This is a genomic window from Nonlabens tegetincola (genome assembly GCF_002117085.1).
GTDB classification, from domain to species: domain Bacteria; phylum Bacteroidota; class Bacteroidia; order Flavobacteriales; family Flavobacteriaceae; genus Nonlabens; species Nonlabens tegetincola.
On sequence record NZ_CP019342.1, the window covers coordinates 2,057,462 to 2,071,159 of the forward strand.

Annotated in this window: 8 protein-coding genes; all 8 read left to right on the forward strand. The window is 36.6% G+C overall.

Translation table 11 applies throughout. The annotated features are described in order from the left end of the window. The first annotated feature begins 12 nt into the window (after positions 1-12). The 8 genes from BST91_RS09665 (at position 13) to BST91_RS09700 (ending at position 13,611) form a co-directional block, all read left to right on the forward strand. Positions 13-1,608, forward strand: coding sequence for a RagB/SusD family nutrient uptake outer membrane protein (locus BST91_RS09665; RefSeq protein ID WP_042279669.1), 1,596 nt, complete (start codon positions 13-15; stop codon positions 1,606-1,608). Positions 1,609-1,626: 18 nt separating this feature from the next. Continuing rightward, positions 1,627-2,742, forward strand: coding sequence for a SusF/SusE family outer membrane protein (locus tag BST91_RS09670; protein ID WP_169709776.1), 1,116 nt, complete (start codon positions 1,627-1,629; stop codon positions 2,740-2,742). A gap of 63 nt (positions 2,743-2,805) precedes the next feature. Further along, positions 2,806-5,541: an alpha-amylase family glycosyl hydrolase gene (locus BST91_RS09675; protein ID WP_085775262.1), complete on the forward strand. Its 2,736-nt coding sequence runs from the start codon at positions 2,806-2,808 to the stop codon at positions 5,539-5,541. A gap of 284 nt (positions 5,542-5,825) precedes the next feature. Next, positions 5,826-6,818, forward strand: coding sequence for a M28 family metallopeptidase (locus tag BST91_RS09680; protein WP_085775263.1), 993 nt, complete (start codon positions 5,826-5,828; stop codon positions 6,816-6,818). 1 nt (position 6,819) lies between these two features. Continuing rightward, on the forward strand, positions 6,820-7,503 hold the full coding sequence (locus tag BST91_RS09685) for an SDR family NAD(P)-dependent oxidoreductase (protein WP_085775264.1): 684 nt from the start codon (positions 6,820-6,822) through the stop codon (positions 7,501-7,503). A gap of 230 nt (positions 7,504-7,733) precedes the next feature. Then, positions 7,734-12,080, forward strand: a complete 4,347-nt coding sequence (dnaE, locus tag BST91_RS09690) for a DNA polymerase III subunit alpha (RefSeq protein WP_085775265.1) — start codon at positions 7,734-7,736, stop codon at positions 12,078-12,080. 108 nt (positions 12,081-12,188) lie between these two features. Beyond that, complete coding sequence (gene trxA / locus BST91_RS09695; protein WP_042279663.1) at positions 12,189-12,506, forward strand: thioredoxin; 318 nt, start codon at positions 12,189-12,191, stop codon at positions 12,504-12,506. Between the two features lie 175 nt (positions 12,507-12,681). Next, entirely contained in the window at positions 12,682-13,611 is a 930-nt protein-coding gene (locus BST91_RS09700) for a DUF58 domain-containing protein (protein ID WP_042279661.1), read from the forward strand. The last annotated feature ends 87 nt before the right edge of the window (positions 13,612-13,698 follow it).

Genomic DNA, 13,698 nt, shown 5'->3' on the forward strand with positions numbered 1-13,698 from the left:
TAAAGCAAGAATATGAAAATGTACAAATCGATAATCTTGTTATTTGTAGGAATGCTAGCTTTCACAGCATGTGATGATGCTTTGACAGTAGAGCCTAGAGATAACAGATTAACAGAACAACAGCTATTTCAAGATCCTGCAACATACCGAGGACTAATTGCAAAGGCTTATGCCGGGTTAGCAGTTGGTGGGCAAGCAGGTGGAGATGGTGACGCTGATATTAGTGGTATCGATGGTGGTTTTTCAAATTACCTAAGATTATACTGGAACATGCAAGAGCTAACTACTGATGAAGCTATAATCGCATGGAACGACGGTACGATTAAGGATCTACACTGGCATGTTTGGACAGATGGTAATGAATTTATCAACGCCATGTTCTCAAGAATTAATTATCAAATAGCAGTTTGTAATGAGTTCCTTAGACTTAGTACCGATGCTAAACTGGACGAATACAACATTCCTGCAGACTTAAGAGCTGATGTTGCTGAATACAGAGCGGAGGCAAGATTCTTAAGAGCTTACTCCTATTATCACGGTATGGACCTTTTTGGTCAAATGCCTTTTACAGATGAGAATAGTGATCCAGCGGCTTTTCCTCCAGTAAAGTCAAGAACAGAGTTATTTGACTTCATTGAATCCGAGTTAGTTGCTATTGAAGATCAAATGGTTGATGCTAGAGCTAATGAATATGGAAGAGCAGATAAGGGAGCTCTTTGGATGACACTTGCTAAAATTTATTTGAATAGTGAAGTTTATACTGGTAATGCACGATATGATGACGCCATTATTCAACTTAACAAAGTAATTGGAGCTGGCTATTCAATTCCTTCAGATCCTTATCATAACTTGTTTCTTGCAGACAACAATTCAAATGGTAGCCAAAATGAATTTATTTGGACCATCAATTTTGATGGATTAAACACTCAAACCTTTGGAGGTACTACTTACCTTACTCATGCGCCTATAGGTGGTGATATGAATGCTGCCAACTTTGGTGTGAACGGTGGTTGGGGTGGAATAAGAACCACAAAAGAATTTGTTGAATTGTTTCCTGGAATGGAAAATAGCGCTGATGGCCGCGAGGCATTCTTTACCGATGATCAAGAATTAGAAATTCAAGATGTTGGAAGATTTAAAGATGGTTATGCCATCGAAAAATTCCGAAATGTTACAGTAAATGGTGTGGCAGGTAGTGATCCAGTTGGTGACTTTGTTGATATCGATTTCCCTGTTTACCGACTAGCAGATGCGTATTTGATGTATGCAGAAGCAGTTGTAAGAGGTGGTTCTGGTGGTGACATCAACACTGCTGAAGGATATATAAACCAACTTAGAGAGCGTGCTTATGGAAATACAAGTGGTAACATAAGCGCGAGCAATATAGATTTAGATTTCCTTCTTGATGAAAGAGCCAGAGAATTACACTGGGAAACACACAGAAGACAGGATTTAATTCGTTTTAACCAATTTACTACAGGAAAAGTTTGGACTTGGAAAGGAAACGTACAAAGTGGAACGACGACAGCTCCATTTAGAAACATTCTTCCTATACCTGCTCAAGAAGTAAGTCTTAACCCTAATTTAAACCAAAATCCAGGTTACTAACCTTTAATATAATTAATGATGAAAAAAATATCAGTTATAATGTTTGCATTCCTTGCTATTGCAGGAATCATATCATGTGAAGATAATGACAGTGAAGAATTCACAATCAATACTGCTCCTAGCGGAGAAGTAATGCTATCGCCAGACGTTGTCAACTTTGAAGTTACAGAAACAAACGGTAATACTCTAGCAGAAAGATTTGTTTGGAATGATTTAGAAATGGAAGTTCCAGTTCAGGTTAATTACGAGTTACAAATGGACGTGGAAAACGGTGATTTTAGTGCGCCACAAGTAATAGGTTCTACTACTGAGAATAATTTAGCCATTCTTTACAGCACTTTAAATAATGCGGCAACTCAACTAGGTGGTGAACATGCTACACCAGGAAACTATTCTATCAGATTAGTAGCATCAGTAGCAGATCCTGCTGTCGAACCTGTTATTTCAAATTTAGTAAATGCTATTATTACTCCATTTTCTGCATACCCATTTACTGACTTATATCTAGTAGGTGCAGCAACTGCCCCAGGATGGAATAATGATAATGATAATCCTGCTCTTTACAGAGATCCAGCAAACGACAACGTTTTCTATTACTCAGGATACTTTGTAGGTGATGCATTTAAAATTTTAACTTCTCCTGGATTCTGGCAACCGCAATATGGTGAAAGCAATGGAGCTGTAGGTCTTAACGATGGTGCTGGATCTGATCCAGGAGTATTCTCAATTCCAGCAGATGGTTACTACGATTTCACTATCGACATTACAGGTGTAACTAACTCATCTCAAGGATCTTCAAGTTTCAGTATTGCTCCTAATGCAAATGGAGCAAGTGCAACTACCTATACTTCGGTAGGAATAATTGGAGATGGAACTCCTACAGGATGGGGATCTGATACAGATATGGTTCAAAGCACATTTGATCCTCATAAATGGAGCATCACAAACGTAAGTTTAATTAGTGGTTTTATGAAGTTCCGTGCAAATGATGACTGGGCTGTTAACTGGGGTTCTGATACTGAACTTACAGGTCAAGGTACTCAAGATGGACCTAACATTCCTGTTGAGCCAGGAACATACGACATCTACTTTAATGACTTAGATGGACGTTATATTTTAATTCCTGTTAGATAATCATGTTTATTTATAACTTAAAAGGGCTGTTTATACAGCCCTTTTTTGATAACGATTAATTCTATGAAAAACTTTTACCTTTTATTAGCTGTGATTTTTGGGTTCGCTTTCGCGAAAGCGCAAGTAACCACAAACCCATCAATACCTACACAACAAGATCAAGTAACACTAATATTTGATGCAACAGGAACTCCTTTAGAAAACGAATCTGGAAATTTTTATGCTCACACAGGAGCCAATATTAATGGAACACGCTGGTCCAATGTAGTAGGAAACTGGGGTGACAATACTGCTCAACCACAATTTGTAAATACTGGCGGTAACATGTATCAAGCAACCTTACCAGGAACTTTAGAAACTTTTTACAACGCACAACCAGGAGACGTAATATCAGAAATTTGTTTGGTTATAAGAAACGCTGCAGGAACTAATCAAACATCACCAGATATTTTTATAGACGTTTTCCTACCTGGTTTAAACACTTCAATCACCAGCCCACAGGACGGTGACATTATCAATTTAAACCAAACCATAAACCTAAGTGCAGACTGTACCCAAAACGCAACATTAGATCTTGCCGTAAATGGAAATAGTGTAGCGACAACAAGTGGTTCTAGTATTTCTACCTCATACACATTTTCAAATCCAGGCAATTACACAATTGCAGTTAATGCAGATAATGGAACAACAACCGTTACCGATCAAGTATCGGTTTATGTACCAAATACTACACAAAGTATTGCTAGACCAGCAGGATTGAAAAACGGTGTAAATGAAAATGCTGACGGTAGTGTTACTTTCTTATTAGCAGCACCAGGCAAAACAGATGTAATGCTTTTAGGAAGCTTCAGCAACTGGGATTTGGATCTTCCTTATCAAATGAATAAGGATGGTGATTATTTTTGGGTTACCGTTCCTTCTACACAGTTTTCTGCAGGAACTGAGTTTGCCTATCAATACTTAGTAGATTACAGTATCAAGATAGCCGATCCATACAGTCGTTTGATTCTGGATGATGGATTTGACCAATTCATAAAGCCTGGTAATTTTGATAACATTTATCCTTATCCTACGGGAGAGACTACAGGAGATATATCGCTTTGGACTTATCAAGCTACTCCTTATAATTGGAATGTGACTAATTTCCAACGTCCGGATCAAGAAAATTTAGTTATTTATGAAATTTTGGTACGAGATTTTTCTGAAAATGATAGCTACCAAGAAATAATTAATAGAATAGATTACCTAGCCGATTTAGGTATTAATGCTCTTCAATTCATGCCCCTAAATGAATTTGAAGGAGCAGATAGTTGGGGTTACAATCCTAAGTTCCACATGGCAATTGATAAAACCTACGGAACTCCAGAAAAATTTAAGGAACTGGTAGATTTATGTCATTCAAAAGGTATCGCTGTTATACTAGATGTTGTTTATAATCATGCCTTCTCTCAAAGCCCACTTTGTCAAATGTGGTGGGATCAAGCAAATTTTAGACCAGCAGCAAATAATCCTTACTTAAATCCGACTGCTAGACACGATTTCAATGTAGGATATGATTTCAATCATGAAAGTAATTGGACTAGAGACTACGTAAAACAAACCCTACAATATTGGATAGATGAATATAAAATTGACGGTTTTAGATTTGATTTATCTAAAGGTTTTACCCAAAACAACACGCTAGGAAATATTGGTGCTTGGAATGCTTATGACCAAAGTAGAGTCAATATACTCAATGATTATAAGAATACTATCTGGAACAATAATTCTAACGACATTTACATGATTCTTGAACACTTAGGAGGACAAAATGAGGAAGCCGCACTAGCCAATGATGGATTTATGCTTTGGGGAAAAATGACCGACGAATTCAATCAAAACAGCATGGGATTCTCATCTAATTCCAATGTCTTTAGAAGTTATTACACATCACGAAATTTCAATGACCAGCATCTTATAGCCTATGCAGAAAGTCACGACGAGCAACGATTAATGTATAAAAACTTACAATTTGGTAATGCTGCAAATTCTTCTCATAACGTTCAAAATGTTCCTGTAGCATTGGATAGACAAGAAGCCATTTCAGCAATTCTTTACAGCATTCCTGGACCTAAAATGCTATGGCAATTTGGTGAGTTAGGATATGAAATTGACATAGACCAAAATGGTAGAACAGGTCGCAAACCAGTAGCTTGGACATTAGGATACGATACTGACCAGGATCGATTAGACTTATACGATGCAACAGCTACATTCATAAACTTTAAAACCTTATATCCTGAAACCTTTAACAACACAAACAATAACTTAAATGTTTCTGGGCTGGTTAAAACCATCAATTTAAATGGACCTAATTTTGATGCAGTAGTACTAGCAAATTTTGCGGTAACTGCGCAAACAGCAAATCCTAATTTTCAACAAACAGGAGTTTGGTACGATTACTTCAACAACAATGCGGTTGTGAACGTTACTAATACTACTACTGGAATTTCATTGCAACCTGGAGAGTACAAATTGTACACCACAACTCCTCTTAATAATCCTTTGAGTAATGAAGAAGTTCAGGAACAGTTAAAATCGTCTTTCATTATTTACCCTAATCCAGCTCAAAGTAGTTTTAACATTCAAAGCGATACGGAAATAGACCAAGTAGTGATCTATAATACATTAGGTCAAGTAGTGAAAACATTTGAGCATGAAACTATAAATTATGATATCTCTGATCTTAAATCTGGACTATACTTTGTTCAAGCCAGTTTAAATGGAAGAATATCTCAAAACAAACTATATATCAAGTAATTAAACCTATAAAATTGATTTTAATCGATTTGAAAAGGCATCGATTCTACTTTTTATAGAATAAAATGATAATTAAAGAAATTCGTTTCCTGTTGGCTTGAAGCAGAGCAGCGATTCCCTAGTTCACTGATCTGTGGAAAGTCAACGCATTTCATAATTCATTTGATTATTAAAAGCTGCTATTTTAGCAGCTTTTATTTTTTCCATACTAATGTAAAATTTCTCAGCTCAGCCCTTTTCTTTAAACCTTAGTAAGTTATTATCTTTACACTCAAAACCATCCAATGAAAAAGATATTACTACTTTTTGTCGTTACAGTTTTAACGTTCTCATGCAACTCGAGCTCTAAAATAACCTCTGTAGAAAAAGCCGCAGAATCTGTAAAACAGCTATCCGAGATTAAAATCCCGATGGCAAAAAAAGAGAATTTAGAAAACATTGTATACTATCTAGCACAAGATGAATTAGAAGGTAGAATGACAGGAACTCCTGGAATTGCAAAAGCTGCAGATTACTTGGTTGATCAAATGACAATGATGGATCTAGAGCGTTACGGCGATAGTTATATTGATACATTTAGCGTTCAAGATTCTATAAAAGCCTTTAATGTAGTTGGAATTTTACCTGGTTCTGACAAAAACCTTAGTGATGAAGTTGTTGTTATAGGAGCTCATTACGATCACATTGGTATCATTAAAAATGCCCAAGGTGAAGATAAAATTGCAAATGGCGCCAATGATAATGCTACTGGTACAGCAACTGTTATGGAAATCGCTAGAATTTTCAGGCAATTAGACTTTAATAGAAGAACTATTATTTTCGCCTTATTCAGTGCAGAAGAAATGGGCCTTTTAGGTTCTAAACATCTTGCTACACGTATGAAAAATGAAGGTGTAAACGTAGTGGCAATGGTCAATTTTGAAATGACAGGAACTCCTATGGTAGACAAAGATTACATTGCCTATCTTACTGGTTATGACACATCAAACATGGGTGAATTGTTCAATACCGCAAACAGTGATAAAATAGTAACTGGAAAACTTCCACAAGCTGAGCAATTTAATTTGTTTAAAAGGTCAGACAACTACCCTTTCTATGAGCAATACAACATACCAGCACAAACCTTTTGCACCTTTGATTTTACAAACTTTGATCATTATCACAAAGTAGGTGATGAAAAAGAATTAGTAAATACAGACCACATGGCACAAGTTATAAATGCTGTAACACCTGGAATCTTTCACATCGTAAACAAGACAGCACCTAAACTTAATTAAAATGAGTAAAAGAGTAATTATAACAGGCGCCAGTCGCGGGATTGGGTTTGAACTAGTAAGACAATTTTCAAACGCTGGACATGAAGTTATAGCGCTTTCGCGAAAGCTAGATTCCTTAGAAGCAATGGAACGTAATACAGTTCTAGCGATATCAACCGATCTTACCTCTACAGATAGTATAGAGGATACTGCTAAAACCATTAAAAATAAATGGGATCATGTTGATATATTGATTCATAATGCAGGAATGCTAGTAAACAAACCTTTTGATCAACTTACTAATACTGATTTTCAAAATTGCTATGCTGTCAATGTATTTGGAGTTGCTGCACTTACGCAATCCTTATTGCCAATTTTAAGTAAGGACAGTCATGTAATTGCAATAAGTTCGATGGGTGGCATTCAAGGTAGTGCAAAATTTCCTGGTCTTGCAGCATACAGCAGCGCCAAAGCTGCCGTAATCACACTATTTGAATTACTAGCTGAAGAATATAAGGAAAACGGTCCCTCGTTTAACACACTTGCTCTAGGTGCGGTACAAACCGAAATGCTCGAAGAGGCTTTTCCTGGCTACAAAGCACCCTTACAGCCTGATGATATGGCCGCCTATATCATGAACTTTGCACTCACAGGTAATCAATTTTACAACGGTAAGGTACTTCAAGTAAGTAGTAGCACACCTTAACTCAAGCATTTGTTTTATTACTGATGATTGGGTCATTTCGATTAAATACATAACCCGTTATTTCATTCAAAACTGTTCATAACTATATTTTAAAAAACAGTACTTCTCTCCTATCTTTAAAAACTGCTTTTTTATATAATAAGAATTGATTACCGATCAGATAGTCAGGTCTTTAATAAAAAAGAGTTAACTCGTTTTTACGCCACACAATTACCCTAGGAGAAGGATTTATGTACTTAATTTTTGATACTGAAACTACCGGTTTACCCAAACGATGGGACGCACCTATAACCGACACAGATAACTGGCCACGTGTAGTTCAAATTGCATGGCAGTTACATGATGAAATGGGTAATCTTATTGAACATGAAGATTATTTGATCAAACCTGATGGATTTGACATCCCATACGATTCAGAACGTGTACATGGAATATCGACACAACTAGCCCAAGAGCAAGGAATAGCGCTCGAGGAAATGCTAGAAAAATTCAATATTGCCCTATCAAAAACAAAATTTGTGGTAGGTCAAAACTTGAATTTTGACTTAATGGTTACTGGATCAGAGTTTGTGCGAGCACAAATAGCCAATCAGCTTCAAGAAATTCCAGTTCTAGATACCTGTACAGAACATACTGCACAGTTATGTCAAATTCCAGGTGGACGTGGAGGAAAGTTTAAACTTCCTACCCTTACCGAATTACATGAATTTTTATTTGGAGAACCATTTAGTGAAGCACACAATGCAACTGCCGATGTTGAGGCAACAACACGATGCTTCCTTGAACTGGTTAGAAAACAACAGTACACAAGGGAACAACTAGATGTTGAAGAGGATTATTTCCTTAGATTCAAACAAAGCAACCCATCTACTATCGCTCCTGTAGGATTAAAACATGTTAATCTACAAAAAGCAAGTGCTGCGCTTAAAAAAGATGAGGAGCCTGTAGTATCCAATCAAGAAATAAAAGAAAATTTAGCTGAATTAAGTGATGCGCCCTTTGTTCATTTACACAATCACAGTCAATTTTCTATTCTACAATCAACAGCTAGTGTAAAAGACCTTGCCGAAGCTGCAGCAGCCAATAACATGACCGCTGTTGCAATGACTGATCATGCAAACATGATGGGTGCATTTCATTTTGTGAGAGCCATTCAAGCAGTAAATAAAACACTTGCAGATGGTGAAGAGGAACGTGAGCCGCTTAAGGCCATAATAGGTTGTGAATTTCAGGTTTGTGAAAACATGAATGACAAGTCTATTAAAGACAATGGATATCAAATCGTTATCCTTGCCAAGAATAAAAAGGGTTACCATAACCTTGCAAAACTTGCTAGTAAAGCCTTTACCGATGGATTTTACTACGTACCGCGTATCGATAAAGAATTATTGCTTCAGTATAAGGATGACCTAATTGTGCTTACCGGTAACCTATACGGTGAGGTCCCTTCAAAAATTCTGAATATCGGTGAAAAGCAGGCTGAAGAAGCTCTGCTTTGGTGGAAACAAAACTTTGGCGATGACCTTTATATTGAGATTATGAGGCATGGTCAAGAGGATGAAACTAGAGCAAATCAAGTTTTAATTGCGCTTTCGCGAAAGCATGATATCAAAATAGTTGCAACCAATAATACGTACTACATCCACAAAGAAGATGCAAACGCTCACGATATCTTACTTTGTGTAAGAGATGGAGAAAAACAATCTACACCTATAGGACGTGGACGTGGTTACAGGTATGGCTTGCCAAATGATCAATACTATTTTAAAAGCTCTGAAGAAATGAAAGAGCTTTTTAAAGACCTGCCAGATGCTATTCTTAATATCAAGGAAGTAATTGACAAAATTGAACCCTTTGAACTTGCTCGTGATGTATTATTACCTGCATTTGATATACCTGAACGATTTATAGATCCCGATGATGCTACTAAGGGAACCAAAAATGGTGAGAACGCCTACTTAAGATTTCTTACTTATGAAGGAGCTAAAGAGCGTTATGGAGAAGAATTAACTGACGACATCAAAGAACGATTAGATTTTGAACTTGATGTTATTGCCAAAACGGGTTACCCAGGTTACTTTCTTATTGTTTGGGATTTTATTAAAGCAGCAAGAGATATGGGCGTTGCCGTTGGGCCTGGACGTGGTAGTGCTGCAGGTAGTGCTGTTGCCTATTGTTTAAAAATTACCAATGTTGATCCCATACATTATGATTTACTTTTTGAGCGTTTCCTAAATCCAGATCGTGTATCAATGCCAGATATTGATATTGATTTTGATGATGAAAATCGATATAAGGTAATGGACTATGTAATTGAGAAATATGGTTCCAATCAAGTAGCCCAAATCATTACTTACGGTACGATGGCTGCAAAATCATCCATACGAGACACGGCTAGAGCACTAGATCTACCCTTAATGGATGCTGATAGAGTTGCAAAGCTAATTCCTGATTTCGCAAAGCTTAAAAAAATGTTTGCTCTCGAGGAAAAAGAAATAGGCTCTAAATTTAGAGGAGAAGACGCTGACAACGTAAGGGAATTGTTGCAGTTATCAGAAGGAAATGACCTTACTGCAGACACTATACAAAAAGCTAGAATTCTAGAAGGTTCAGTACGTAATACAGGTGTTCATGCTTGTGGTGTCATAATTACTCCTGACGATCTAACCAATTTTGTTCCTGTAGCAACAGCAAAAAACTCGGATCTATACGTTACTCAATTTGATAACGAGGTAGTAGAAAGCGCTGGTTTGTTAAAAATGGACTTCCTAGGGCTTAAAACCTTATCCCAAATAAAAGATACGGTGGCCATCATAAAGGAGCGACATGGAATTGATATTGATATTGAGGCCATACCACTAGACGATCCAAAGACCTACGAATTATTTCAACGTGGAGAAACCACAGGTATTTTTCAATATGAAAGTGTGGGAATGCAAAAATACATGAGGGAATTGAAGCCTACTCAATTCCCTGATCTTATTGCAATGAACGCCCTTTATCGACCAGGTCCTTTGGAGTATATTCCAGAATTTATTGCTCGTAAACATGGTGATAAAGAAATCGTTTATGACCTAGAAGCGTGTGAGGAATACCTAGCAGAAACCTATGGAATTACAGTTTATCAAGAGCAGGTAATGCTACTGTCACAAAAACTAGCTAATTTCTCAAAAGGTGATGCCGATGTCCTGCGTAAAGCAATGGGTAAAAAGCAAATGGCTACATTGATGAAGATGAAGCCTAAATTTTTAGATGCTGGAGAAAAAAATGGACACGATAGAGAAGTTCTAGAAAAGATATGGAAAGATTGGGAAGCATTTGCCTCTTACGCATTTAATAAATCGCATTCCACCTGCTATGCCTGGATTGCTTATCAAACAGCTTACCTCAAAGCAAATTATCCAGCAGAATTTATGGCAGCAACGCTATCCAATAATATGAATAATATTAAGGATGTGACTAAGTTTATGGATGAGTGTAGACGTATGGGGCTGGACGTTTTGGGACCCGATGTTAATGAATCTAATTACAAGTTTACCGTGAATAAGGAAGGTGCTGTACGATTTGGTATGGGTGCGGTAAAAGGATTAGGTCATGGCGCTGTAATGACAATTATAGAAAACCGAAAAGACGGACCCTACAAAAGCATCTTTGATTTAGGTAAACGCATAGACTTAAGAGCTGCTAACAAAAAATCATTTGAAGCATTAGCTCTAAGCGGAGGTTTTGACAGCCTAGGTGGAGAAAATAGAGCATTATACTTTCATGCAGCAGATAATGGTCAAACATTTCTTGAGCAAGTAATCAAGTATGCTCAAAAGTACCAAGAAAATGAAAACAGCGCTCAAATGAGCATATTTGGGGAAGCAAGTGAGGTACAAATACCAGAGCCTATGTTGCCCGTGTGCGAAAGTTGGGGCACCATGGAAAAACTTAAAAGAGAAAAAGAAGTAGTAGGTATTTACATTTCTGGACATCCGCTTGATGATTATAAAAAAGAGATGCAATTTTTTTGCAACTCAAATCTAAATGCAATGAAAGTGTTACCTGAATTGGTAGGTAAAGAACTCACCTTTGCCGGTGTAATTTCTAGCGTAAGTCACATGATGAGTAAACAAAATAAACCATGGGGAATGTTTACCCTAGAGGATTATGATGAATCTCATGAATTTAGAATGTTTGGAGAAGAATATTTAAAATTCAGGCACTTCCTTATACCTAACACATTTGTTCATTGTAAAGTCACTGTACAGCAAGGATGGATTGATAAAAAAACGGGAAAGCCTCGCGATCCTAGGTTAAGTTTTATTCAAATGCAGCAACTGCAAGATGTGATGCAGCACGCAGCAAAAAATTTAACTTTAGAATTTAGCTTAAATGAGGTGTTAGAATCTAAGATTCAAACCTTAAAGGAAGTATTAGACAAGCACACAGGAGAACAATTCTTGTATATAAATATTAGAGATCATGAAGAAAAAATTGCATTAGACATGACCTCAAGAATGCAAAAAGTAAGCGTGAATTCAGAATTATTAGACATGCTAGATAATCTAGATATCACGTACAAGGTTGGTTAATTGGTTGCTTATTATTTAAGTAGATACTAGTATAAGCAACTATAATAAGATAAGATAAATTACGGCCTTACTTTTGCTTAACTTTGTATGTAATAAAAAATTTAGAAAATGGCACTAGAAATAACAGATGCAAACTTTGAAGAAACAGTATTAAACAGCGATAAGCCAGTAATGGTAGACTTTTGGGCAGCATGGTGTGGCCCATGTCGCATGGTTGGACCTATCATCGATGAGCTATCAAATGAGTATGATGGAAAGGCTGTTGTAGGTAAAATTGATGTTGATGCAAATCAAGAGTTTGCTGCAAAATATGGCGTACGTAATATCCCAACTGTACTAGTTTTTAAAAACGGAGAAATCGTTGATCGCCAGGTAGGTGTTGCACAAAAAAGTGTTTATGCAGAGGCTATAGACAAGCAACTATAAGTAATTATACACTATATAAAAAAAGCCCATTCTATGAAAGAATGGGCTTTTTTATTTACATGAGTTTACTACATTATTTGTGTTTAAGTTCGCTTTCGCGAAAGCGTAATTTCAAATACATAACCACTTACCCCTTTTTACAGTATGTTATAAAACGATTGACTATATTCACAATATGAATTTACAGCAAGAACTCAATAAAACTTCAGGATTTAAAAATCTCGCTTTACTTGCTAGTCAAGTAGTAGAAGGATACATAAGCGGTATGCATAAATCTCCTTTTCACGGTTTTAGTGCAGAGTTTGCTGAGCACAAAATTTACAATCCAGGAGAAAGCACAAGACATATCGACTGGAAACTTTATGCCAAAACAGATAAATTATATACCAAACGATTTGATGAGGAAACTAATTTAAGATGTCATTTAATTGTAGATAATAGCCCTAGCATGCATTATCCACTTATCAAAGAGTTTTCTCTTACGTCCTTAAATAAAATAGCATATTCCTCTCTAGCCTGTGCTGCAATTATGAACGTACTTAAAAAACAGCGCGATGCTGTAGGATTAAGTATTTATTCAGACAGTTATGAATACTATGCACCTGAAAAAGGTAGTGATCGTCACCATAACATGCTTTTAGATATGTTAGGAAAAACATGTGTGCAACAACCATCAGGATCGGGAACCGACACTTATAAGTATCTTCACGAAATAGCAGAGAAAATTAAGCGCCGATCGCTCATTTTTTTATTTACCGATATGTTTCAAAGTGACACGCATGAAAATGAACTTTTTGAAGCACTCAGACACCTTAAATACAACAAGCACGACGTTGTACTTTTTCACACTTTTGATAGTACTACCGAGCTAAATTTTGATTTTCCAAATACTCCTAGCCGATTTGTGGATGTTGAAACAGGAGACCACATTAACCTTTATGCCGATAATATTAAAGAGGATTACAAAAAAGCGATTCAAGAGTATTTTAGTAGACTAAGAGTGCGCTGTGGACAAAACCGAATTAAATACATGCCTGTAGACATCAAAAAAAGCTTTGACGTAGTACTTACAACCTTTTTACTCGAAAGGCAATTATTTAAATAAATCTAATTACTAGACATATCTCGAGATAGATTATAGTTGTTACAATAAAAAACGCCAGTTCTAGCAAGAACTGGCGCTCATATAGCT

Excerpts from the sequence above, each read along its gene's own strand:
- BST91_RS09665 (WP_042279669.1), top strand. The coding sequence starts at position 13 with ATGAAAATGTACAAATCGATAATCTTGTTATTTGTAGGAATGCTAGCT.
- BST91_RS09670 (WP_169709776.1), top strand. The coding sequence starts at position 1,627 with ATGAAAAAAATATCAGTTATAATGTTTGCATTCCTTGCTATTGCAGGA.
- BST91_RS09685 (WP_085775264.1), top strand. The coding sequence starts at position 6,820 with ATGAGTAAAAGAGTAATTATAACAGGCGCCAGTCGCGGGATTGGGTTT.
- BST91_RS09700 (WP_042279661.1), top strand. The coding sequence starts at position 12,682 with ATGAATTTACAGCAAGAACTCAATAAAACTTCAGGATTTAAAAATCTC.
- trxA (WP_042279663.1), top strand. The coding sequence starts at position 12,189 with ATGGCACTAGAAATAACAGATGCAAACTTTGAAGAAACAGTATTAAAC.
- BST91_RS09675 (WP_085775262.1), top strand. The coding sequence starts at position 2,806 with ATGAAAAACTTTTACCTTTTATTAGCTGTGATTTTTGGGTTCGCTTTC.
- BST91_RS09680 (WP_085775263.1), top strand. The coding sequence starts at position 5,826 with ATGAAAAAGATATTACTACTTTTTGTCGTTACAGTTTTAACGTTCTCA.
- dnaE (WP_085775265.1), top strand. The coding sequence starts at position 7,734 with ATGTACTTAATTTTTGATACTGAAACTACCGGTTTACCCAAACGATGG.